Below are 22,010 nucleotides of genomic sequence, written 5' to 3'. Positions count from 1 at the left end.
GCCGTGCGGATCCTCGTCGTCAACGTCAACACCACGGAGTCGGTCACCGCGGCCATCGAGGCGTCCGCCCGCGCGGTCGCCGCCCCCGGCACCGAGATCGTGGGGCTCACGCCGACCTTCGGCGCCGAGTCCGTGGAGGGCAACGTCGAGAGCTACCTGGCCGCGGTCGGCGTCATGGACCGCGTGCTCGCCTACCGCGAGCCGTACGACGCGGTGATCCAGGCGGGCTACGGCGAGCACGGCCGGGAGGGCCTGCAGGAACTGCTCGAGGTCCCCGTCGTCGACATCACCGAGGCCGCGGCGGCCACCGCGATGTACCTGGGCCACCGCTACTCCGTCGTCACCACCCTCGACCGCACCGTCCCGCTGATCGCCGACCGTCTGCTGCTCGCCGGCCTCGACCGCCGCTGTGCCTCCGTGCGCGCCAGCGGGCTCGCGGTCCTGGAGCTGGAACAGGACCCCGCCAGGGCCGTCGCGGCCGTCGTCGAACAGGCCGAGGCGGCCGTGCTCGAGGACCACGCCGAGGTCATCTGCCTCGGGTGCGGCGGGATGGCCGGGCTCGACGACGCCGTCCGCGAGCGCACCGGGGTGCCCGTGGTCGACGGCGTCGCCGCGGCGGTCACGGTCGCGGAGTCGCTCGTGCGCCTCGGGCTGCGCACGTCCAAGGTGCGGACGTACGCGCCGCCCCGTCGCAAGCACATCACCGGCTGGCCCCTGGGAGGGAATCGGTCATGACCTTCGATCTGGTCGTCCGCGGACGACGCGTCCTCACGACGGCGGGTGAGGCGGCCCGCGAGGTCGGCGTGACCGACGGCCGCGTCGTCGCCATCGAGCCGCTCGGGAACGGCCTGGCGGCCGAGCGCGTCGTGGAGCTCGCCGACGACGAGGTGCTGCTGCCCGGCCTCGTCGACACCCACGTGCACGTCAACGAACCCGGCCGCACCGAGTGGGAAGGGTTCGCCTCCGCGACGCGGGCCGCTGCCGCCGGCGGCGTCACGACCATCGTCGACATGCCGCTCAACAGCATTCCCCCGACGGTCGACGTCGAGGCGCTGCACACCAAACGTGCGGTCGCCGCCGACCAGGCCTTCGTCGACGTCGGGTTCTGGGGCGGCGCGGTCCCGGGTCACCACGACGACCTGCGCCCGCTGCACGACGAGGGCGTGTTCGGCTTCAAGTGCTTCCTGCTGCATTCGGGGGTCGACGAGTTCCCGCCGCTGGACGCGGACGAGATGGAACGCGACATGGCCGAGCTGGCGACCTTCGACGCCGTCATGATCGTTCACGCCGAGGACTCCCGGGCGATCGACCACGCTCCCACCCCGTCCGGCGCGCGGTACGCGTCCTTCCTGGCGTCCCGGCCGCGCGGCGCGGAGAACCTCGCCGTCGCCGAGGTGATCGAGCGGGCCCGCTGGACCGGGGCACGGGCGCACGTGCTGCACGTGTCGTCGTCGGACGTGCTGCCGATGCTCGCCAGCGCCCGGCGCGACGGCGTCCGGATCACCGCGGAGACCTGCCCGCACTACCTGACGCTGATCGCCGAGGAGATCCCCGACGGCGCGACCACGCACAAGTGCTGCCCGCCGATCCGCGAGGCCGGCAACCGCGAGCTGCTCTGGCAGGGCCTGGTCGACGGCACGATCGACTGCATCGTCTCCGACCACTCCCCCAGCACCGTCGAGCTCAAGCTCCTCGACTCGGGCGACTTCGGCCAGGCCTGGGGCGGCATCTCCTCGCTGCAGCTGGGGCTGTCGCTGGTGTGGACCGAGGCGCGGCACCGCGGGATCGCCCTGGAGCGGGTCGTGGACTGGATGGCGACCCGGCCCGCGGAGCTAGTGCGCCTCACCGGCAAGGGACGCATCGCGCTGGGCTACGACGCCGACTTCGCGGTCTTCGCCCCGGACGAGGCCTTCGTCGTGGACGCGGCGCGGCTATACCACCGCAACCCGGTGACTGCCTACGCCGGTCGCGCGCTGTCCGGGGCGGTGCGGCGGACGTTCCTCGCGGGCGCCGAGGTCGACGGGTCGACCCCGCGCGGGCGGCTGCTGCGGCGCGGAGCGGTCGAGGTCGGCGCCGCCCGGTAACCTTCCACCATGCGAAAGGCCGATATCGGTGACGGCGGCGAGGCGGCTCCGGCGCGGTCGGGCACCGTGCAGTCGGTCGAGCGGGCCATCGACCTGCTCGAGGCGATGACGGACGCCGGCGGCACCGTCGGCCTGTCCCAGCTCGCGGCCACCTCCGGCCTGCCGCTGCCGACGATCTACCGCCTGATGCGGACGCTGGTCGGGCGTGGGTACGTGCGGCAGGAGTCGTCGCGGGAGTACGCGCTCGGCCCGCGGCTGGTGCGGCTCGGCGACACCGCCGGGCGGCTCGTCGGGGTGTGGGCGATGCCGCGGCTGACGGAGCTGGTGGACGCGATCGGCGAGACCGCGAACCTGGCGCTCATGGAGGGCGCGCAGGTCGTCTACGTCGCGCAGGCGCCGGGCCGGCACTCGATGCGGATGTTCACCGAGGTCGGACGGCGGGTCTCTCCGCACTGCACGGCGGTCGGGAAGGCGCTGCTCGCGCAGATGCCCGCGGAGCGCACCCGGGAGATCCTCCGGCACACCGACCTGGTCGCGCACACCGACAACACGATCACCGACCTCGGCGCGTTCGAGCGCGAGCTGGACCGTGTGCGCGAGGCGGGCTACGCGGTCGACGAGGGCGAGCAGGAGCTGGGCGTGCGGTGCGTCGCGGTCGCGTTGGACGGCTCGTTGCCCGCCGCGGTGTCGATCTCCGGTCCGACGACGCGCATGACCGACGAGCTGCTGCGCTCCGCCGTCCCGAAGCTGCAGGCGACGGCGGACGTGCTGGTGGACGAGCTGGCCCGCCAGCAGACGAACGGGGCCTCAGCGCCGGCGTGAGAGATCCCGGGGCGCCTCCCGCGGCGCCGGGACCGGCACCGACCAGTCCTCGCGCAGGAGGGTGAGGTCGCGGGCGGCCCGGAGGCGCTGCTGCGGGTCGGTCGAGGACGACAGCTCCGGACGGTCCCGCCGGACGTCGCGCAGGAAGACCCACTCCGGGCGGTCGTCGAGCAGCGCGGTCCACCGCCCCTGCTCGACGTCGAGCTCGACGGACGCCGCGGCCCAGGCCGGTCCGCGGACGTCGGCCGTGATCGCGGCCAGCTCCACGCGGGCCCGGTCGAGGTCGCCACGCTGCCGGGCGATCGCGGCGCGGGCGAGGCCGAGGGCCTCCCGCCAGGCGCGCGGGTCGGTGTCGGTGAGGAAGGCGCCCAGTGCGTCCGCGGCCTCGTCGGCCTCCGCGAGCCGGCCGAGGCGGGCCAGCACCGGGATGACGACGATGCGCGCGCGGACCCCGCGTTCGCGGTCGGTCGTGCAGCGTGCCGCCGCCCGGAGCCAGCGCACGGTCGCCTCGTCGTCGTGATCCTCGCGGGACATGCTGACCAGGGCGAGCGCGGCGGAGGCGGCGAGCTCGTCGTCGCCGTCGGCCGCGAGCTCGAAGCGGCGGCGGGCCTCGCGGCGGGCTTCCTCGGTGGTCGCGTCGGCCAGCACGAGGCGGGCGAGGACGTCCTGGGTGGCGCGGTCGGCGCCGTCGATGCCGGTGAGCAGGTCACGGGCGGCACGGCGACGGCCGCACCGGAGCTCGGCCAGGCCGGCAGCCCGCCGGGAGGCACGCGCGTCGTCGGCGTCGCCGCGGGTGGCGACCGAACGGTGCCAGCGCGCGGCGGCGTCGTCGTAGCCCCGCTCCTCGGCCGCGGTCGCGACCGCCCAGGCCGCCTCGACCGGCACGTCGTCCGGGTCGAGCCGCCCGAGCAGCACCGGCCCCACGCCGACGTCGCCCCGCGCGACCGCGATCCGGCCGGGGACGACGAGCCGCGCGGGATCGCCCGCGTCCCGCAGGCGGCGGGCGAACTCCGGGGTGACCGGCCACCCGGCCGCGCTCTCCGCGAGGTCGACGACGGCGGGTGCGGGCGCGAGGTGGGCGCCGTCGCGGACGACCAGCCCGGCCCCGATCGCCGCCTCGAGCTCCTCCGCGACGTCCTCCCGGCCGACGAGCGCGGCCAGTTCGGTCTCGTCGAGCGGGCCCTCGACGGCGAGTCGGTCCCGGTCGACGACGGCCCGCACGACCTCCCCGACCGGGCCCGACCCGGTGTCGGGAAGGATCTCGACGGAGACGATCCCGGCGTCGAGGTCCGCACTGGCGACCGCGTCGAGGACGGCGGGCCGCACCCCGAGCACCATGCGCCGATCGGTCCCGAGCAGCCGCTCGAGCACGGCGGGCGGGGCGTCGGGGACGACGAGCAGGCCGGCGGCCCCGTCGCGCGTGGCCCCCTCGACGCGGTCGAACACCGCCTCGACGGCCGCTCGCACAGCGACCAGCGACGGACCGGTCACCACGACCCGGGAATGCTCGGCGAGGGCCTCGTCCAGCTCCCGGGCCGTGATCTTCTCGTGATCCATGCCTGATCCGTCTGTTCCCGGCCGGACCTCGTTAGGCGAGGAGGCGCCCCGTCACCCGTCGGAGACCGCTCAATCCACCGTTCAGCCCAATCCTGGAGCGGCGAACGGCGCGCGAGTGGTGAGCACGCGGGCCGATCGCCGCTCCGTGACGGCGTACGCGGTCTCGATGCCCTCCCAGTCGTTGCAGAGCAGGAACAGGTCGCGACCGTCCGGCCCGCCCAGGGCGCACGCGAAGCACGGCTGGTCGGTCTCCACGCGGTGCGTGATCTCGCCGCCCTCGAGCACCCGCACGATCGCGCCGGCCGGTCCGCTGCCGCCGTGCGCGAACGTGTCCGCGGTCTGCGCCCAGATGCCACCCTGGCCGTCGATGCAGATGCCGTCCGGCCCCAGGCCCTCGGCCCACACCCGCCGGTTCGTCAGCGACCCGTCGTCCGCGATGTCGAACGCGCTCAGCCGCCCGGCGAACGATTCGGCGACCACCAACGTCCGGCCGTCCGGGGTCACCAGCATGCCGTTGGGGAACTCGATGTCCCCCGCGACGTCGCGCACCGACCCGTCGGGCCCGAGGAGCCGGATCCATCCGGGCTCCGGGGCGCCGCCGCCGAGGAAGTCGAAGTCGGCCCCGTTCACGTAGACGTGCCCGCGCGGGTCGATCGCGATCTCGTTGCCGCCCTGCGCGCTGAACCGCGCCGACCCGCCGTCGGGACCGTGGACGGTCGTGTCGTCGCCCGTGACCAGCAGTCGGCCGTCGGGGAGCCAGTCGATCGCCCAGCCCATGCGCTCCGGTCCGGGAGCGATCACCTCGGTCGTTCCCGACGACGGGTCGGCCGCGATCACCTCGCCCGCGACCCAGTGCGCGAACCACAGGCGCCCGTCGTGCCAGCGTCCGGACTCGACCATCGCCAGGTCCGTCAGCGCCGTCGTCGGGGTCGGCAGGTACTCGGTCGTCGTGTGCTCGGTCATCGTGTCCTCCTCGGGGTCGTCGTGGTCTCCACGAACGGCACCCCGCGGAATCGACGACGACCGCCGGAATTCTTCACCGCCTCCCGAGTGCGGTGAAGACCGACACGACCATCCACGGCTGCACCGGCGCCGCCTCGAGCACCGCGAACTCGCGGTCCCAGCGATCGAGGTCCTCCTCGGTGACGACGCCCTGCGCCAGCATCGCCCGCCGCGCCGCCCAGATCGGACCGCGCTGCCCCGGGTTGCGCCGCCCGGTGCGGCACTGCCCCCGGAACGCCTCGACGGTCAGGCCCGCCGACTCCAGCAGCTCCGGCAGGCGGGTGCCGACGCCGGGGTCGTTGCCGACCCGGCGCTGGTAGTCGTGGAACCGCTCCCCCATCTCCGAGACCGGCGCCGTCGGCGGGACGACCCGGACCATCGTCGTGTCCAGGTCGTACAGGAACACCACGCCGCCCGGGCGCACGAGCGAGGCGGCGTGGTCGACGATCGCCTGCTCGCGGCCGCCGTTGTGCAGCAGGACCAGCCGGACGAGTACGCAGTCGAACTCGCCCGCCGGCAGGCCGGAGTCGTCGGCGTCGCCCCGCGAGACGCCGACGTTGTCCGCCCCCGCCGCGGCCGCGTCGGCCCGGGCCCGCTCGACCATGTCCGGGTCGGCGTCGACGCCGCGCAGCACGCCGTGCACGCCCACCCGTTCGCGCAGCTCGAGCAGGACCGCCGCGGGCCCGCAGCCGAGGTCGGCGACCCGCGCGCCGGGCCCGATGCCGCGGTCTCCCACAGGTCGTCGTCGAGCAGGTGGACGCCGGCGGCCTGGCGCCGCAACCGCTCGTGCTCGGTGTCGTCCAGCTCCAGCCCGTAGCGGCTCATCGGCCCATCGTCGGCGCTCAGCCCACCGTCCGCTTGAGGATGACGGCGACGTCGAGCGTCTGTCCCTGCCCGTACGACGGCGCGAGGGTGCTGACGGTGTCCCACCCCTGGGCGCCGAGCTCGTTGAGGTCCTGCTCCATCTGCTCGTACTTGAAGCCCTTCCAGCCGAGCTTGTAGGTGAGCACCTTGTACTGGAACCGGTTGTCCATGGACGCGAGCAGACACCGTGCCGCGACGTCATGGTCAAGTCAGCGCGTCGAGGGCCGCCCGGACCTCCCGACGCACCTCGGGATCGGCGATCAGCCCGTCGTCGCCGACCTGCGACCGCTGGAGCGGCACGCGTCGGCACGCGGTCTCGACGATGCGCGCCTGGACGTACCCGAGCACGGTCGCGAGCTCGCCGTGGGCGCCCTGCCCGCCGGTCGGCGCCGCCACCCCGGCCGCGTTGATCCAGCCGACCCGCATCCCGGGCATCTCCGCGCCGCCGACGGTCCAGTCGAGCAGGTTCTTGAACGCCCCCGGCAGGGCGCCCGCGTACTCGGGGGTGCAGATCAGGAGTGCGTCGGCCGCGGCCAGCGCCGCCCGCAGGGTCGCGACGGCGGGTGGGAGGGGGTCGACGTCGTCGTCCGGGTCGAACGCCGGCAGGGCCTTCAGCCCGTCATAGAGGCGCGTGCCCTCGGGGCGGAGGGCAGCCGCCGTGCGGAGCAGGGCCGTGTTCGTCGAGCCGACGCGGGTGCTGCCGGAGAGGAGCAGGACCGTGGGCACGCCGGGAACAGTAGGTCGACGAGTGCCGTGTGTGGTGCATCAGGGGCCGGCCGACGGGTCACTCGGGTCGGCGAGCTGGTCCGCGCTCTCGACGCGCTCCTACGACCGACGGGGCGGTGAGGCCGGTCCGAGCACCGCGGTGAGGAGGCGGTCGAGGCCGAGGGAGAAGAGGTCGTCCGGCGAGTGGCGCCCGGCGTCGAGGAAGCCGGAGGAGTTCAACGTCGGGTAGAGGTCCGCGCGGCGCGTGATGTGCTCGCGGGCCTTCTCGAGGAGTGCCGGGTCGTCCACGCGCCGCCACGAGACCTCCTGCATCGCCGACCCGAGGACGTGGGTGGAGAGCAGCCGGGCGGCCGAGGCGAGCTCGACGCCGGACAGTCCCGCGCGGGTCAGCATCGCCTGGAGGAACTCGGTCCGGGCGAGGACGTTCGGTCCGAGCGTCGGGCGGCCGAGCAGCACCGGCGCCCAGGGGTGCGCCAGCAGAGCGACGCGCCAGCCGTGCATGAGCGCACGGATCGCGGCGCGGGGCTCGTCGTCGGCATCGGGCAGGGCGACCTCGCCGACGGCACGGTCGAGCGCGAGGTCGAGCAGATCCTCCTTCGTCGCGACGTGCCAGTACAGCGCGGTCGACGTGACCTCGAGCCGCTGGGCGAGCCGCCGCATCGTCAGGCGTTCCGCCCCGTGCTCGTCCAGCTCGGCGACGGCCGACTCGACGATGCGCTCGCGGGTGAGCGGGGTGGCACGGCGGGTGGCGCGCGCCGGCTCGTCCCGGAGCCAGAAGACCTGGTCACCCATCGTCATAGGCCGTAGCTTACCTGTGGACAGGAACTTACCGACGGTAAATCAAGGGTGCGCGATGCGAGCAGTCCAGTTCAGCCGGTACGGCGGGCCCGAGGTCCTGGAGATCGTGGAGCGGCCGGATCCGCATCCGGGGCCGGGTCAGGTCCGGGTCGTCGTCCACGCGGCGGGGATCAGCGCCACGGACACCAAGCTCCGGTCCGGATCGCTGAGCTTCGGCGCCGACCTGCCGCAGACGACCGGCACCGACGTGGCCGGGATCGTCGACGAGGTCGGGGAGGGCGTGACGGACGTGGCGGTCGGCGACCGGGTCTTCGGGGTGAGCGACGACCACGCGGCGGCCGCCGACCTCGCGCTGCTGACGATCCGCGCGCCGATCCCCGCGTCATTGGGCTTCGTCGACGCGGCCGCCCTGCCGGTCGCCCTGGAGACGGCGACCCGAGGTCTCGACCAGCTCGGCGTGAAGGACGGCACGCTGCTGTTCGTCAACGGCGCGTCCGGCGGGATCGGGAGCACGGTCGTCCAGCTCGCCGTCGCGCGAGGCGCGCGCGTGATCGGGTCGGCGGGGCCGCGGAACCAGGAGTACCTGCGGCTCCTCGGCGCCGAGCCCGTGACCTACGGCGACGGCATGGCGACCCGGGTCCGTGCCCTGGTCCCGGACGGCGTGGACGTCGCGCTCGACGTCGCCGGCAGCGGTGTGCTCCCCGAGTTGATCGACCTCACCGGCGACCCGAGCCGCGTCATCACGGTCGCCGACATGGACGCGGCACAGTACGGCGTGCACTTCAGCAACGGGTTCACCGACGGGCACGGGTTCCACGCGATGCACGACGTCGGTGCCCTGGTCGACGCCGGCCGCTTCTGGCTGCCCGTCGACCACACCTTCCCCTTCGAGCGGATCGCCGACGCCCACCGCGTCAGCGACGGCGGGCACGTCCGGGGACGCCTGGTGCTGGTCGTGTGATCGCGGGGGCCGTTGCGCGACGCACACGGCCGGGACGGTCGGCACGTTCCGAGAGCCCCGTTGCGCGACGCACACGGCCGGGACAGTCGGCACGTGGCGACAGCCCCGTTGCGCGACGCACACGGCCGGGACAGTCGGCACGTGGCGACAGCCCCGTTGCGCGACGCACACGGCCCGGACGGACGGCACGTGGCGACAGCCCCGTTGCGCGACGCAACGCCGACGTCGTGGAGGGCGAACTGCCCTGGCCGTGTGCGTCCCGCAACGCCCGTGTGGTGGGACGCGACCCGCGCCCGCCGTGTGCGCGACGCACACGGCTCGGATGGTCACACGAGGCGACGGTCGCGTTGCGCGACGCAAGAGGCGGGCGTCGCGGTTGGCGGTGTCGGGGAGCGGCCCTCGGGCCCGGTACCCGGTGCCCCGTACGACCGGATCGCCGACGGTCACGAACGACGTCAGTGGCACGGCGCGCACTCCGCGCTGCGCGCTGCCACTGACGTCAATCCTGCAGCGCGGTCTCCCGTGATCGCGGCGGGTGACCCGCGTCCACGTACTGCCTACCGCAACGCCTGCGTCGCAGAACACCAACGCCGCCGACCGTGTGCGCGACGCAACGCCCACGTGGCGGAAGGCGAACTGCCCTCGCCGTGTGCGTCCCGCAACGCCCGTGTGGCGGGACGCGACCCGCGCCCGCCGTGTGCGCCACGCAACGCTCACGCGACGGAGGGTGAACCGCCCTGGCCGTGTGCGCACGCACTACGCCGAGGGGTACGTCCGGCGGAGGACGGCGATCAGCGAGCGGGGGCGCACGACCTCGAAGCGGCACCGGGACCCGTCGGCACCCACGATCACCACCGACGACAGCCGCACGTCACGCGGGCTTGGCTCGCGCCGCACGTCGAGGCCGCCGGCCGCCGGGAGGACACGGATCGTCGGGCCGGGGCGGGTGGCGTCGTCGCGACGGTCGGCCGCGAAGACCACCTCGTCGTCGAAGAGCAGCAGCGAGCCGGGGGCGGCGCCATCCTGGTGGTGCAGCGTCGGGCGGCCGAGGGCGGGATCGAGGAGCAGCACCGACCGCCGCACGCGCGGGGACGACGGCGCCCGCTCGATGGACACGAGGTACTCGCTGTCGCGCTCGGGCGGCACCCGGCGGGCCCACAGCACCTCCTCGACGTCGGACGACTCCCGGACGGCGCCCCGCTCCCGCCACCAGCGCGGACCCCACCACGGCGGCTCCGAGAGCAGCACCAGCCAGGACCCGATCGCGGCCAGGAACCCGAGCAGCACCAGGACGTTGCCCAGCAGGTGCACGAGCAGCGGCAGCACGCCGAGGGTCACGAGGAAGACGCCGACGCCCGGCACCACCGTGATCGGCGCCGACCGGGCGGGCTCCGGCCGCGCCCACCGTCGCCACAGTCCGCTCCACGCGAGCCCGCCGACCGCGAGCAGCGCCACCCCGCCGACCAGGGCCACGACGGAGACCGGGGACAGCACGACCCGCCACCTCCGTCGTCGGGAGCTACCCCAGTGTCCGCGTCACCCCGCGCGAACCGCCCATCCATCCCGGTAGGTGCAGCATCTTCACCCCGGGCCCGCCCGCCTCCACGACGCGCAGCGCACCCACCGGTGCCCCGAGACGGGCGTGCGCCCGGGCGAGGAGGTCGTCGGTGTCGCGGACCCGACCGGCGATCTCCGGCGGGAGGACCAGCGTCTGCTCGCACTCGGCCATGCGGTCCAGCCCGCCGGCGGCGCGGCCCGGAGCGGCGAGGGCGTCGGCGAGCGGGTCGAGGACGTCGTCGGGGGCAGGCAGGTCGTCGCGCGGCAGCACCTCCGCGGTCCCGCCGATCGCCAGGACGGTCACGGCGGACGCCCCGCCGGACTCGGCCAGGCAGAACCCGTACCGCGCGGGCTGCGCCGTCGTGGCCATGCTGGTGACGCCTGCGGTCACGCCGCCCACCGCTGACAACGTCAACGCCAGTGCCCGCCCCAGCACCCCATTCGCGTGCGGGCCCGGGCCGAGCATGCCGGTCGACGACGACAACCCGAGCCGCGAGACGACCGGCCCGTGCACGATCATCCCGACGGCGGCCGTCCCGGTCGTGGTCTGCACCCCGAGCAGGTTGAACTCCGGCTCGCACGCCGCCCGCGCCGCGGCCAGCACCAGCGGCACCACCCCGGGTCGGCACCCCGCGAGCACGCAGCACCCCGCCACGGTCCGCGCCGTGAGCTCCCCGAACAGCGGCGGCACGACGGCGAGCACGGCGTCCGGGTCCGCGACCCCGTCCAGCATCCGCTCCCACCGCTCGACCGTCGGCGGGACGACCGGCAGGCCGTCGCCCACGCCGTCGGCCAGCAACGACGTCGTCGCGTCCTCGACCGTGCACCCGATGGGCACCGGCGAGAAGGTCACCGCCGCACCCGCACCGACACCAGCTCCGTCCCGCCGAACGACGGGATCCACGCCGAGTGCTTCCCCGCTCCCCCGGCCACCGCGACGTGCAGCTGCTCCGGGCCGGTGCTGACCGTGTACGCGTCGCCGTCGGGTTTCACGCCCCACTCGACGAACTGCTCCCGGTTCCCCGGCGACACCTTCTCGACCGGGATCCGCGCGGTCTTCCACAGGTGCTCGCGGATCGAGACCGGGTCCCACCCGTCGCGGTGCAGCGTCGCGGCGTGCTCGGGGCCGAGGACGAGCAGGTGCGGCCCGCGGACGTAGACGTTGTTGGAACCGGTCTCGGCCATGGTCCCGGCGATCGTCGTGAGGATGCCGTCGCCGGTGGTGCTGCCGTGGTCGTTGACGTTGTGCGGCGGCTCCGCGGCCATCACGGAGACGACCGGCTCGCCGTCGTCGAAGCCCCGCCGCGACGGCAGACCCGCCCAGGGGCTCTCGTCGGACTCCGCGAAGCTGAACGTGTACTTCGCGGGCGAGCCCTGGGTGGAACGGTCGAGCGTCCCCGGCCGCGCCCCGCCGACGTGCAGCAGCACGAGCGAGAGCGCCCGGCCCAGGGTGGCGTTGCGGCGGTTCCCGGGCCCGAAGCAGTTCCCGCCGCCGTGGAACCCGGCGCGCGCGGACCCGGAGACGAGCACCATCGGCGCGCACGGGTGGGTCGTGGCGAGCGTGCCGTGCAGGTTGTACGCCGGGGTCGACACCGCCTCCAGCGCCGCGAGCAGCACCGGCAGCATCCCGGGCACGCAGCCCGCCATCACCGCGTTCGCCGCCACCGAGCGCAGCGTCGGCGTGAGCCCGCTCGGGGGCAGCGCCGCCAACCCGGCCGCGGCACCGTCGGGAAGGCCCTGCAGCATCGCGTCGACGCGGTCCTCGGTCGGGGCGACGGTGGGCAGGCCGTCGCCCCAGCCGCGGTCGTCGACCCAGTCCTCCCAGTCGGCGTCCGCGGGAACGTCCAGCGTCTCGGTCACGGCAGCACCTCCATGCCCCGGAAGGTCTCCAGCACCCCGTCGAACGCCGCGTCGATCCGGCCTGCGAGCTCGGCGTCGGAGAGCCCGCCGATCGGATGGTCCACGACGACGAGGCGCGGCTCGGCCTTCCGGGCCTTCGCCTGCGCCTGGACCAGCGGCAGGAACGAGCGGGTGACGACGAGGACGGAGCGGACGCCGCGGCGCTCCAGCTCCAGCGAGTCGTGGAGACTCCACGACGAGCACGAGCCTCAATCGCCGATGGCGACGACCGCCAACCGGTACTGCGCGGCGAGGTGGTCGAGCAGTTCCGGGGTGGCACCGGCGGCCGCGCTGGGCTTCGAGGCGACGGACATGGGGCCGAGCCCATGGTCGTCGAACAGGCGGCGCCCGACCGTCTCCAGCAGCACCGTCGCGCCGGGCTTGGAGTTCGACAGGCCGCACAGGTCGTCGGTGGGGGTCGCGGTGACGGCGGCCGACTCCTGGTCGGCGGGCGCGAGTCCGTACGTGGGGTCGACGATGCGCATCGGTCAGTCCTCCGAGAGCAGCAGGGTCACGACGGCGAGCCCGGCCCGGTGGCCGTCCGCGGCGGCGGCGAGCAGGGTGGGCGGGTCGTCGGAGCTGGCCACGTCGCCGGCCGCGATGACGTGCGGCTCCCCGCCGGCCGCGTCGAGCAGCGCCCGGCGGGGGCGGGTGGCGCCCGCGAGGAACACGCCCGCGGCCTCGACGGTGCTGCCGTCGTCGAGGTGGACTGCGGCGAGGGTGGACGGCCCCTCGAGCCTGGTCGCGGTCGCGCCGCGGCGGACCTCGATCGTCGGGGAGCCGGCCACCCGCCGCTCGGCCGCCGCGGACCAGGAGACCGACGGCGCCACGACCGTCACGTGCGCCGCCACCTCCGCCAGCTCGAGCGCCTCGGCGGCGGACCACTCGTCGCCGCCGAGCACGACGACCTTCTTCCCGGCGTACAGCGGTCCGTCGCACGCGGCGCACTCCGAGAGCCCGCGACCGGCCCAGTCCGGCGCGTCCGGCAGCCCGCCCTCGTCCGGCGCGCGTCCGGTCGCGACGACGACCGCCCGCGTGCTCACCGGCCCCTCCGCCGTCTCGACGCCCACCGGCCGACCCGGCGTCAGGCCCGTGACCTCGCCGTACGCGATCTCCACGCCCGCCGTCATGACCTCCTCGAGCAGGGCGCCCGCGAACTCCGGCCCCTGCGGGGCGCTGCCCGGCCAGCCCTGGACCGCGCCGAGGTTGATCAGCCGTCCGCCCGGCGCGAGCATGTCGTGCGCGACGACCCGCAGGCCCTGCTCGGCGCAGACTCGCGCCGCGGTCAGCCCGGCGATCCCGGCGCCGACCACGACGACGTCCCAGTCCGGTTCGCTCATGGGCCCTCCTCGATCCGGCGGCTCACGGGCACGCCCTGGACGTGGTTCTGGACGAAGCCGCGCGACTGATTGCGGCTCTCGTTTCCGGCCAGCACGATCCCGAGGTCGTCGGGCCGCTGCAGCATCGGGACGAGGCGGTCGGGGTCGGTGCCGGCGTACCGGTCGTCGACCTCCCCGGCCGCCACCTTCGCGTCCAGGTCGAAGCTGGTCGACCCGACGTTCCACGCGCAGGTCTGCAGCGCGGACGCCGCCACCAGCAGGTGCTCGCCGAGGTGCGCGCGGATCGCGTCCTTGTCGACGCCGCCCCGGGCCAGCGCCGCGGCGACGGCGGGCCCGACGACGAGCAGCGGGTGGAACGCTCCGAACTCCAGCCCGGTGTAGGCCCACGGTCCGATCGCGTCGGCCATGCCGCGGGTCAGCGCGTCGAGGTGGTCGCGGGCGGTCTCGCCGCCGGAATAGATCGGTGCGCTCACGGTGACGACGCTCTGGACGGTGACGACGGAGTCGGCGGCGTCGAACCCCCGGTCCTCCCGGAACGACGGCCAGCCCAGCCCGGCGACGGCGTCGTCGTTCTCGGCCAGCGCGACGTGGAAGGTCCCCGCGATCGCGCCCTGGTCGGTGTGCTCCGGCGGGATGCGCAGGCCGGCGACGTTGCGCAGGTAGAGCCGCACGAACCGCCCGACCGCCGTGTTGGCGCGTCGCCCGGCCCGCAGCGCGCCGGTCCCGCTGTTGAAGTCCAGGGTCCCGACGACGGGTCCGGACAGCACCACCAGCGGCTCCCACCCCGGCGTGGACCCCGCGTCCTGGACCCGGAAGACCGGATCAGCGAGGCACTCCACGACCGCGAGCAGCACCGGCATGTACTCCGGTCGGCAGCCCGCCACGACGCCGTTGACCGCGACGCTGCGCACCGTCGCCTGCCGCTGGTCGGGCGCGAGGACGCCGAGCACCTCGTCGGGGTCGCGCCGGGTGCGGGCGAGGAAGGCCGCGACGCGCTCGGGGGTCGGCGGGACGATCGGGAGGCCGTCGGTCCAGCCGCGCGCCTCGAAGTGCTCGGTGACCGCGTCGAGGTCGCCCGAGACGACGACGTCGGTCGGGGACGGCTCGGCGTCGGGAAGAGCGTCGGTGGTGGCCGCCGACCCCGCCACCAGCGCGTCCACGACGGCGGGTGCGACCTGGTCGCGCATCTTCGTCCGGAACGTGGGGGTGTCGTCGGCGAGGATCACTCCGGGGTAGCTGACGATCGGGACGTGCGGCACGCCCAGGGACCGCCCGATCGCGCGCCCCATGCCCTCGAACCCCGCTCCCCCGATCGCCACGGCCGGGACCCCGGCGCGCTCGGCGGTGGCCGCTGCCCGCATCACGGCAGGCATGCAGGAGCCTCAAGCACCCACCGCGGCGACGACGAGGTCGACGCGGTGCGCGCGCAGCAGCTCCGGCAGGGCGTCAAGGACCTTGCGTTCCTCGGCGGCGGAGGCGTGGAAGTTGCCGAACTCCTCCCATCCGACGAACTCGACGTCGCCGTGGCGCTCGCGGGCCACGTCGGAGATGACCTCGAACATCTCCGGCCCGCGGAAGAGCTCGTCCCACAGGTAGCCGACCCGCACCCCGGTGAGCCGGTCCGGCCGCTCGTGCTCGGCGACGTCGTCGGCCACCTTCGGTCCGAGCGGCCACATCGCCTCGTAGGTGGGTTCCACGCCTACTCCTCCGCCGTGATGACGCGACCGGACCGGTCGCGCAGGAAGACGGCCGCGACCGTGACGATCGCGGCGCCGACCACCGCGATCCCGACCGCGATGCCGTAACCGGACGTGGTGGCGACGATGCCACCGATCAGGGTGCCGATGCCGGAGAGACCGCGGCCGATGTTGTAGGCGGCGGCCGAGCCGAGGGAGCGGATGCGGGTCGGGAACAGCTCGCCGAACCACACCCCGAAGATGCCGAAGTAGCCGAGGAACAGGCTGGACAGCAGGTAGAGCCATACGAAGTTCGACAGGCCGCTCCCCTCGACGGCCAGGAACAGCATCACGGCGAACACCACGGTCTGCAGCCCCGCGAAGGCGACGAACACCCGGCGTCGTCCGAGCCGGTCGGAGAGCCAGCCCGCGAGGATGAAGCCGACGAAGGAGATCGCGGAGGCGACGTAGAGGACGGTGCTCGCGGCGTTCGTCGAGAACCCGAGGTCGCTCTTGAGCATCGACGGCATCCACGTCGTCGCCGTGTAGGGCACCCACTGACCGCCGAACGCGACCAGCAGGCCGAGCCCGACGAACGGCAGGGCGTCGCGGGCGACCAGCTGGCGCCAGGGTGAGCGTGCGGCGGTGCGGGCGAGGTCGGCGGAGAGCTGTCCGGTCGCCTTGCGGCGCTGCAGCTCCTCCCACTGGCGCGACTCCCGGCACGCGTAGCGGATCCACACGCACCCGAGCGCAGGGAGGACGCCGATGAGGAAGGCGTAGCGCCAGTCGGGGACGAGTTGCGCGACGAGGATCGCCAGTGCGTAGGCCGGCCACAGCGACGACTGGACGAGCCCGCCGCCGAGCCCGCGGCGCTTCGGCGACCACGCCTCGTTCAGCCAGGCGAACCCGACGGCCCACTCGCCGCCGGTCCCGACGCCGGTGAGGATCCGCAGGACGACGAAGACGGCGAAGTTCGGCGCGAAGAACACCAGGCCGGTGGCGATCGAGTAGATGAGGATCGACCAGATCAGCGTGCGGCGGCGCCCGTAGCGGTCGCCGAGCCAGCCGAAGACCAGCCCGCCCACCGCGGACCCGATCAGCTGCCCGACGATCGCCACGCTGAACACGCCGGCCGAGACGCCGAAGTGCGCCATGATCAGCGGCGCCAGCAGCGTCGGGAGCATGAAGTCGAAGTACTCCATGCCCCAGCCCAGGCAGGCCGCGCCGAGGATGCGACGCCGTTCGCCGGGCGTGTACTCGGGCGGGGCGGCGGTGGGGTCGGCCGTCCCCAGTGGCTGCTCCGTGGTCATGCTCCGCCTCCCGCCGGGGAGGGCGGGTCGCCGCGTCGGTGCGACGACCTCGCCCCGCGCCGGAGGTTAGGTGGGTCACACCGTCCACGTCCAGAGCGGATTGGATGCAATCCCGGATGCCGGTCAGCGCGGGAGGGTCGGCAACCCCAGGGCGGCGTGCAGGTCGCTCACGGTGACGTCGCGGTGGGCGTTCATCAGCTCGACGACCGCCTCGTTGTCGCCCCGGCGCAATGCAGTGATCATCCGGCGGTGCTCGCGGACCACCCGTTTCCGTCCCTGCGCGTCGTAGAGGTGCACCGTCCGGTAGGGCTCGCTGCGGGTCCAGAGGCGGTCGATCTCGCCGACGACGAGGTCCAGCCCGGAGTAGCCGAACATCGCGAAGTGGAACGCGCGGTTCCCGGCGACGATGGCCGCGACGTCGGTGGCCTCGACGTCCGCGACGATCGCCTCGTTCAGGCCGACGAGCTCGCTGAGCTGCGCCGATGACAGCCGAGGCAGGGCCCGCAGCACCTCGGTCTCCAGCGCCCGGCGCATCAGGTAGACCTGCGCGAGCTCGTCCGCGGACAGCCGCGCCACGGTGTAGCCGACGTGCGGCTCGTGGCGCATCACGCCCTCGGCCTCGAGGGACTTCAGCGCCTCGCGGACGGGGATGCGGCTCACGCCGAGGCGGGCGGCGAGCGACTCCTGGCGGACCTGCTGGCCGGGCACCAGCTCGCGCGTGCGCAGCATCGTCCGGATCTCGTCGACCACGCGCGCCACGCTCGTGACCCGCCGCGCGGGCTCCGTCGCGACCTCCGCCATGCGCCCAGCGTAACGACACCCGTCGTCGGGAAGGATTGGATGCGAAACGTTGTCCAGCGACCCGCCGTCTGCCTACGGTGCCCGGCATGGAGCGAGCGCCGACCGACTGGCCGCGGATCCTGCGCCCGCGGTCGGTCGCCCTGGTCGGCGCCTCCGGCCGCGAGGGCAACCCGATGGCCCGGCCCCAGGCGTGGCTGCGCGACCGCGGCTTCACCGGCCGCGTGCTGCCGGTCAACCCGCGCTACGACGAGCTCGGCGGGCTGCCCTGCTACGCCGCCCTCGCCGACGTCCCCGGTCCCGTCGACCTCGTGCTCGCCCTCGTCCCCGCCGACCGCGCCGTGGCCACGGTCGAGGACGCGGGCCGGGTCGGGGCGGCCGCGGTCGTGGTGTTCGCGTCCGGGTTCGCGGAGGTGGGCGACGAGGGCCTGGCACTGCAGCACGCGCTGACCGCCGCGGCCGCACGAGCCGGCGTCCGCGTCCTCGGACCGAACTGCCAGGGGCTCTACGTCGCGCGGTCCCGGCTGTTCGCCACCTTCACCGCCGCGGGCGAGCGCCCGCTCGAGGGCACCAGCGGGATCGCGTACGTCGGGCAGAGCGGCGCCATCGGCGGTGCCGTCCTCGACGTCGCGGCCTCCCGCGGGTTGGACCTCACCGCCTGGGTCAGCACCGGCAACCAGGCCGACGTCGACGTCACCGAGGTCGCCCGCGTGCTCGTCACCGACCCCGACGTGCGCGTGCTCGCGATGTACGCCGAGGCTCTCCCCCGTCCCGACGACTACGTCCGGCTCGCCGCCGAGGCCTGCGCGGCCGGGGTCGCACTCGTCGTCCTGCACAGCGGGCGGTCCGAGAGCGGCCGGCGCGCCGCGCTCTCGCACACCGGCGCGATGCTGCCGGACACCGCGGCCTTCGACCTGGTCTCCCGCGAGCACGGCGTCGTCCTGGTGGACGACGTCGAGGATCTGCTCGCCGCGGCGACCCTGCTGCGAACTCAGGCGCGGCCGGCGGGCCGGCGGGTCGCGGCGGTGACCAGTTCCGGCGGCGCCGGCAGCCTGGCCGCCGACCGCTGCGCCGACCTCGGCCTCGACGTCCCCGAGCTCGCCGAGGAGACCCGCGAGAAGTTGTCGTTGCGGATCCCGGCGTTCGGGGCGGTCGCGAACCCGGTCGACGTCACCGCGCAGCTGTTCAACGAGGGCGGTGGTGCGTTCGGGGAGGTGTGCGCGCTGGTGCGCGGCGACCCGTCGGTCGACGCCGTCCTGGTCATCCTGACGATGCTGGTGGGCGACACCGCGCACGCGCTCGCGGTCGACCTCGCCGGCACCGTCGCCGAGGCCCCGCCCGGCTCGCCGCCGCTCGCCGTCGTGTGGATGGCGGGCGAGGACGCGACCGTCGAGGCCCGGGCGGTCCTGCGCGAGGCGGGGATCCCGGTGTTCTCGTCGCTCGCGGTCGCGACGCGGGTGCTCGCGGCGGTGGCGCCGCGCCCGGCGGACCCGGCCTCCGGCGACCGGGTCGACCTTCCCGACGACGGGTGGGCGGCGCTCGGGGCGCTGGGAGTCCCCCGGCCCCGCTCCGTGCTGGTCCGGCGGGCCGCCGAGGCGCAGGACGCCGTGCACGACGTCGGAGGCACCGCCGTGCTCAAGGCCGTCGCCTCGGGGCTGGAGCACAAGACGGACGCGGGAGCCGTGCGCCTCGCCGTCGTCGGGAAGGACGCGGAACGCGAAGCGGCGGACCTGCTCGACTCGGTGCCCGGCGCCGAGGCCGTCCTCGTCCAGGAGATGGTGCCGCCGGGTGTCGAGCTGCTGGTGTCGGTCGACGGCGGGCGAGGCGGGTGGCCGCCGGTGCTCACCGTCGGCCGCGGCGGCACCGAGACCGAGCTCCACCACGACGTCGCGCACGCCCTCGCTCCCGCCTCCCCCACCACCGCGCGCACCCTGCTCGACTCCCTCCGCTGCCGTCCCCTGCTCGACGGCCACCGCGGCGCCCCACCGGCCGACGTCGAGGCCGCCGTCGACGCGATCGTGCGGATCAGCCGCGCGGCCGCCGGCCGGGAGCTCGAGGTGAATCCGCTCGTCGTCGGGAAGACTGGCGCCGTGGCCGTCGACGTCCTGCTCGCGCACCCGGAGGACCGCCCGTGATCTTCTCCCCCACTTCGCTGTCCGCCGCCGAGGACGCGCTGCGCCACGAGGTCCGCGCCTGGCTCGCGAAGACCCTGCCGACCGACTTCCGGCCCGGACTGGGCCTCGGCGGTCGTCACGACCCCGAGTTCAGTCGAGCCCTCGCCGCACAGGGCTGGGTCGGGATGTCGATCCCCGAGGAGTACGGCGGGGCGGGCGCGACCACGGTGGAGCGGTTCGTCGTCGTCGAGGAACTGCTCGCCGCGGGCGCGCCGATCACCGCGCACTGGATCGCCGAGCGCCAGACCGCCCCGGCCCTGCTGCGCTTCGGCACCGAGGAGCAGCGCCGCTGGTTCCTCCCCCGCATCGCGGCCGGCGAGTGCTTCTTCTCCCTGGGCATGAGCGAGCCCGACGCCGGGTCCGACCTCGCCTCGGTCAAGACCACCGCCGTCCGCGAGGACGACGGCTGGCGGGTCAGCGGCACCAAGGTCTGGACGACGAACGCCCACCTGAACCACTTCTTCGTCGTGCTGTGCCGGACCTCCACCGCCGACGACCGCCACGCCGGCCTCTCCCAGCTCATCGTCGACCTGTCGTCGCCCGGGGTCTCGGTGTCCCCGATCCCGCTGATCGACGGCGAGCTGCACGTCAACGAGGTCGTCCTCGACGACGTGTACGTCCCCGACGACCGCGTCCTCGGCGACATCGGCCAGGGCTGGACGCAGGTCACCGCCGAGCTCGCGCACGAGCGTTCCGGGCCCGACCGGTACTGCTCGGTGATCGGCCTGCTCCACTCCTACCTCGCGGAGATCGGTGTTCCCGACGACCGGTCCGCCGCCGCCTTCGGGCGCATCGCGGCCCGACTCTGGTCGATCCGGCAGCTCTCGCTCGCGGTCGCCCGGTCGCTCGACGAAGGCGAGGCTCCGGCGACGGAGGCCGCTCTGGTCAAGGACGTCGGCACCATCTTCGAGCAGCAGACCGTGGAGACGATCCGCGAGATCGCCGCGCTCGAGATCGACCCCGAGGGCTCGATGCTCCAGCAGCTGCTCGCCGAGTGCGTCATGAACGCGCCGAGCTGGACCCTGCGCGGCGGCACGACCGAGATCCTGCGGGGCATCGCCGCCAAGGCCCTGACGCGAGGAGGCGCCCGATGAGCGAGATCGACGAACTGCGCGACGCGGTCGCCGACGTGCTGCGCGCGCGGTCCACGGCGGAGGCGTTGGAGGCGGCCGAGCGCGACGGATGGGCGCCGGACGTCTGGTCGGCCCTGGCCGAGGGTGGGTTCGCGACGGTGGCCGTGCCCGAGTCCGCGGGTGGCTCCGGCGGGTCCGTGGCGCAGGCGTGTGCGGTGCTGGAGGCTTGTGGTGCGGCGTCCGCGCCGGTGCCGGTCGCGGAGACGGGCCTGCTCGCGGGTCGTCTGCTGGCGTCGGCGGGGCTGTCGGTGCCGGAGGGTCCGGTCACGACGGTGGCCTCGCCGGGGGTGTCGTTCTCCGACGGTGTGCTCGCCGGGGCCGTCGACCGGGTGCCGTGGGGACGGTCGGCGTCGCTCGCGCTGGTCGCGGGGTCGTCGGTCGTCGTGGTCGCGCCCGGGAGTGGTGTGGTGACCCCCGGCCGGAACATCGCGGGCGAGCCGCGCGACCACGTGGACCTGACGGGGGTGCGTCCTCTGGAGTCGGCACCCGTCGGCCCCGACGCCGTGGAGGACCTGCGGCGCCGCGGGGCGCTGTCCCGCGCGGCGCTGATCGCCGGGGCGGCGCGGGCCGTGCTGGACCTGACCGTGCGCTACACCGGCGAGCGGGAGCAGTTCGGCCGGCCGGTCGCGAAGTTCCCGGCCGTGGCCGCGCACCTCGTCCAGATCGCCGAGCAGGCCGAGATCGCGGCGATGGCGGCCCGATCCGCCGCCGAGGGCGCGGGTGAGGAGGGCGAGCCGGCGGCCCTCGACGTGGCGGCGGCCTTCTCCGTCGCGTCCGACGCGGCCGGCGCCGTGGCGACCGCCGCCCACCAGGCCACCGGCGCCATGGGCATGACCCGCGAGTTCGGCCTCGGCGTCCTCACCCGTCGCCTCTGGTCGTGGCGGGACGAGTGGGGCGGGGGTGCCGCGTGGGCCGCGGAGCTGGGGCGTTCCCTCGCCGCCGGTGGTGCGGACGCCTTCTGGCCGACGATCTCCCGGGGCCTCGTCGCGTCGTCCTGAACATGGCGCGAGAAGCGATTCCATCGGACTCGGTTTCCGACCACCTGCCCCGCCCGACTGCCCACGCCCGCACACCCGCCCGAAAAGCGATTCCATCGGACTCGGTTTCTCACCACCTGCCGCGCCCAGCCGCCGGACCTCGCGCATCCGCCCCATAACCGCTTCCCCCGGAACCGCTTTCTGGCCACGTGCGACGGTCGCCCGACGCGCCCGCGAACCGTCGAGTGGGCGTCCATCAGTCTGAGCGACTCCCGCGAGCCGGGTGAGCGCCCGCTCGACGGATGCCCGCCAGGAGCTCAGCGCGACCCGCT

General features: G+C 74.7%; 22 protein-coding genes. 7 read left to right on the top strand and 15 right to left on the bottom strand.

Features of this window, described 5'->3' with window-relative positions; translation table 11 throughout:
• Positions 1–3: 3 nt before the first annotated feature.
• Genes QRT03_RS24215 through QRT03_RS24205 form a run of 3 tightly spaced genes read left to right on the top strand, consistent with a single transcriptional unit; the run spans position 4 to position 2,906 of the window.
• The gene (locus tag QRT03_RS24215; protein ID WP_286055667.1) at positions 4–735 is read left to right on the top strand and encodes an aspartate/glutamate racemase family protein; all 732 of its coding nucleotides are present in this window, start codon (positions 4–6) and stop codon (positions 733–735) included.
• A complete protein-coding gene (gene allB, locus QRT03_RS24210) occupies positions 732–2,084 on the top strand; it encodes an allantoinase AllB (RefSeq protein WP_286055666.1) in 1,353 nt (450 codons plus the stop codon). Before QRT03_RS24215 ends, allB begins: the two co-directional genes overlap by 4 nt.
• 9 nt (positions 2,085–2,093) lie before the next feature.
• Positions 2,094–2,906, top strand: coding sequence for an IclR family transcriptional regulator (locus tag QRT03_RS24205; protein ID WP_286055665.1), 813 nt, complete (start codon positions 2,094–2,096; stop codon positions 2,904–2,906).
• On the opposite strand, the gene QRT03_RS24200 is transcribed toward QRT03_RS24205, so the two are convergent.
• The 6 genes from QRT03_RS24200 to QRT03_RS24175 form a co-directional block, all read right to left on the bottom strand.
• Positions 2,892–4,463, bottom strand: coding sequence for a hypothetical protein (locus QRT03_RS24200; RefSeq protein ID WP_286055664.1), 1,572 nt, complete (start codon positions 4,461–4,463; stop codon positions 2,892–2,894). The genes QRT03_RS24205 and QRT03_RS24200 overlap by 15 nt on opposite strands.
• Before the next feature lie 81 nt (positions 4,464–4,544).
• Positions 4,545–5,426 (bottom strand): SMP-30/gluconolactonase/LRE family protein, encoded by an 882-nt coding sequence (locus QRT03_RS24195; RefSeq protein WP_286055663.1) that lies wholly within the window; start codon positions 5,424–5,426, stop codon positions 4,545–4,547.
• A gap of 73 nt (positions 5,427–5,499) precedes the next feature.
• Entirely contained in the window at positions 5,500–6,201 is a 702-nt protein-coding gene (locus QRT03_RS24190) for a methyltransferase domain-containing protein (RefSeq protein WP_345783280.1), read from the bottom strand.
• 106 nt (positions 6,202–6,307) lie between these two features.
• Positions 6,308–6,499 (bottom strand): DUF4177 domain-containing protein, encoded by a 192-nt coding sequence (locus tag QRT03_RS24185; RefSeq protein ID WP_286055662.1) that lies wholly within the window; start codon positions 6,497–6,499, stop codon positions 6,308–6,310.
• 34 nt (positions 6,500–6,533) lie between these two features.
• Positions 6,534–7,055: an NADPH-dependent FMN reductase gene (locus tag QRT03_RS24180; RefSeq protein WP_286055661.1), complete on the bottom strand. Its 522-nt coding sequence runs from the start codon at positions 7,053–7,055 to the stop codon at positions 6,534–6,536.
• A 99-nt stretch (positions 7,056–7,154) separates the two neighbouring features.
• Entirely contained in the window at positions 7,155–7,853 is a 699-nt protein-coding gene (locus QRT03_RS24175; protein ID WP_286055660.1) for a TetR/AcrR family transcriptional regulator, read from the bottom strand.
• 55 nt (positions 7,854–7,908) lie between these two features.
• Between QRT03_RS24175 and QRT03_RS24170 the strand changes: the two genes are divergently transcribed.
• A complete protein-coding gene (locus QRT03_RS24170; RefSeq protein ID WP_286055658.1) occupies positions 7,909–8,814 on the top strand; it encodes an NADP-dependent oxidoreductase in 906 nt (301 codons plus the stop codon).
• A gap of 756 nt (positions 8,815–9,570) precedes the next feature.
• Here the strand turns inward: QRT03_RS24170 and QRT03_RS24165 are convergent.
• The 9 genes from QRT03_RS24165 to QRT03_RS24125 form a co-directional block, all read right to left on the bottom strand.
• On the bottom strand, positions 9,571–10,308 hold the full coding sequence (locus QRT03_RS24165) for a hypothetical protein (RefSeq protein ID WP_286055657.1): 738 nt from the start codon (positions 10,306–10,308) through the stop codon (positions 9,571–9,573).
• Between the two features lie 25 nt (positions 10,309–10,333).
• Positions 10,334–11,224 (bottom strand): hypothetical protein, encoded by an 891-nt coding sequence (locus tag QRT03_RS24160; RefSeq protein ID WP_286055656.1) that lies wholly within the window; start codon positions 11,222–11,224, stop codon positions 10,334–10,336.
• Complete coding sequence (locus QRT03_RS24155; RefSeq protein ID WP_286055655.1) at positions 11,221–12,231, bottom strand: hypothetical protein; 1,011 nt, start codon at positions 12,229–12,231, stop codon at positions 11,221–11,223. Before QRT03_RS24155 ends, QRT03_RS24160 begins: the two co-directional genes overlap by 4 nt.
• Positions 12,228–12,755, bottom strand: a complete 528-nt coding sequence (locus tag QRT03_RS32245; protein ID WP_425604892.1) for a UGSC family (seleno)protein — start codon at positions 12,753–12,755, stop codon at positions 12,228–12,230. The genes QRT03_RS24155 and QRT03_RS32245 overlap by 4 nt, the downstream gene beginning before the upstream one ends.
• A 3-nt stretch (positions 12,756–12,758) precedes the next feature.
• On the bottom strand, positions 12,759–13,610 hold the full coding sequence (locus QRT03_RS24145; RefSeq protein WP_286055653.1) for an NAD(P)/FAD-dependent oxidoreductase: 852 nt from the start codon (positions 13,608–13,610) through the stop codon (positions 12,759–12,761).
• Positions 13,607–14,983, bottom strand: coding sequence for a hypothetical protein (locus QRT03_RS24140; RefSeq protein ID WP_286055652.1), 1,377 nt, complete (start codon positions 14,981–14,983; stop codon positions 13,607–13,609). The genes QRT03_RS24145 and QRT03_RS24140 overlap by 4 nt, the downstream gene beginning before the upstream one ends.
• Positions 14,984–14,992: 9 nt before the next feature.
• Entirely contained in the window at positions 14,993–15,307 is a 315-nt protein-coding gene (locus tag QRT03_RS24135; RefSeq protein WP_286055651.1) for a UGSC family (seleno)protein, read from the bottom strand.
• 2 nt (positions 15,308–15,309) lie between these two features.
• Positions 15,310–16,596, bottom strand: coding sequence for an MFS transporter (locus QRT03_RS24130; protein ID WP_286055650.1), 1,287 nt, complete (start codon positions 16,594–16,596; stop codon positions 15,310–15,312).
• Between the two features lie 123 nt (positions 16,597–16,719).
• Positions 16,720–17,397 carry a GntR family transcriptional regulator gene (locus tag QRT03_RS24125; RefSeq protein WP_286055649.1) on the bottom strand — a complete coding sequence of 226 codons (678 nt, stop codon included), beginning with the start codon at positions 17,395–17,397 and terminating at the stop codon, positions 16,720–16,722.
• A gap of 86 nt (positions 17,398–17,483) precedes the next feature.
• On the opposite strand from QRT03_RS24125, the gene QRT03_RS24120 reads away from it, so the two are divergent.
• Genes QRT03_RS24120 through QRT03_RS24110 form a run of 3 tightly spaced genes read left to right on the top strand, consistent with a single transcriptional unit; the run spans position 17,484 to position 21,699 of the window.
• On the top strand, positions 17,484–19,529 hold the full coding sequence (locus QRT03_RS24120; RefSeq protein ID WP_286055648.1) for an acetate--CoA ligase family protein: 2,046 nt from the start codon (positions 17,484–17,486) through the stop codon (positions 19,527–19,529).
• On the top strand, positions 19,526–20,662 hold the full coding sequence (locus QRT03_RS24115) for an acyl-CoA dehydrogenase family protein (RefSeq protein WP_286055647.1): 1,137 nt from the start codon (positions 19,526–19,528) through the stop codon (positions 20,660–20,662). Before QRT03_RS24120 ends, QRT03_RS24115 begins: the two co-directional genes overlap by 4 nt.
• Positions 20,659–21,699 carry an acyl-CoA dehydrogenase family protein gene (locus tag QRT03_RS24110; RefSeq protein WP_286055646.1) on the top strand — a complete coding sequence of 347 codons (1,041 nt, stop codon included), beginning with the start codon at positions 20,659–20,661 and terminating at the stop codon, positions 21,697–21,699. Before QRT03_RS24115 ends, QRT03_RS24110 begins: the two co-directional genes overlap by 4 nt.
• The last annotated feature ends 311 nt before the right edge of the window (positions 21,700–22,010 follow it).

It is taken from the genome of Actinomycetospora termitidis (assembly GCF_030286555.1).
In the GTDB taxonomy this organism is placed as follows: domain Bacteria; phylum Actinomycetota; class Actinomycetes; order Mycobacteriales; family Pseudonocardiaceae; genus Actinomycetospora; species Actinomycetospora termitidis.
Note: the sequence above shows the minus strand (reverse complement) of the source record. Positions and strands in the feature narration are given on the sequence as shown.

Excerpts from the sequence above, each read along its gene's own strand:
- allB (WP_286055666.1), top strand. The coding sequence starts at position 732 with ATGACCTTCGATCTGGTCGTCCGCGGACGACGCGTCCTCACGACGGCG.
- QRT03_RS24205 (WP_286055665.1), top strand. The coding sequence starts at position 2,094 with ATGCGAAAGGCCGATATCGGTGACGGCGGCGAGGCGGCTCCGGCGCGG.
- QRT03_RS24200 (WP_286055664.1), bottom strand. The coding sequence starts at position 4,463 with ATGGATCACGAGAAGATCACGGCCCGGGAGCTGGACGAGGCCCTCGCC.
- QRT03_RS24195 (WP_286055663.1), bottom strand. The coding sequence starts at position 5,426 with ATGACCGAGCACACGACGACCGAGTACCTGCCGACCCCGACGACGGCG.
- QRT03_RS24185 (WP_286055662.1), bottom strand. The coding sequence starts at position 6,499 with ATGGACAACCGGTTCCAGTACAAGGTGCTCACCTACAAGCTCGGCTGG.
- QRT03_RS24175 (WP_286055660.1), bottom strand. The coding sequence starts at position 7,853 with ATGACGATGGGTGACCAGGTCTTCTGGCTCCGGGACGAGCCGGCGCGC.
- QRT03_RS24170 (WP_286055658.1), top strand. The coding sequence starts at position 7,909 with ATGCGAGCAGTCCAGTTCAGCCGGTACGGCGGGCCCGAGGTCCTGGAG.
- QRT03_RS24145 (WP_286055653.1), bottom strand. The coding sequence starts at position 13,610 with ATGAGCGAACCGGACTGGGACGTCGTCGTGGTCGGCGCCGGGATCGCC.
- QRT03_RS24140 (WP_286055652.1), bottom strand. The coding sequence starts at position 14,983 with ATGCCTGCCGTGATGCGGGCAGCGGCCACCGCCGAGCGCGCCGGGGTC.
- QRT03_RS24130 (WP_286055650.1), bottom strand. The coding sequence starts at position 16,596 with ATGACCACGGAGCAGCCACTGGGGACGGCCGACCCCACCGCCGCCCCG.
- QRT03_RS24125 (WP_286055649.1), bottom strand. The coding sequence starts at position 17,397 with ATGGCGGAGGTCGCGACGGAGCCCGCGCGGCGGGTCACGAGCGTGGCG.
- QRT03_RS24120 (WP_286055648.1), top strand. The coding sequence starts at position 17,484 with ATGGAGCGAGCGCCGACCGACTGGCCGCGGATCCTGCGCCCGCGGTCG.
- QRT03_RS24110 (WP_286055646.1), top strand. The coding sequence starts at position 20,659 with ATGAGCGAGATCGACGAACTGCGCGACGCGGTCGCCGACGTGCTGCGC.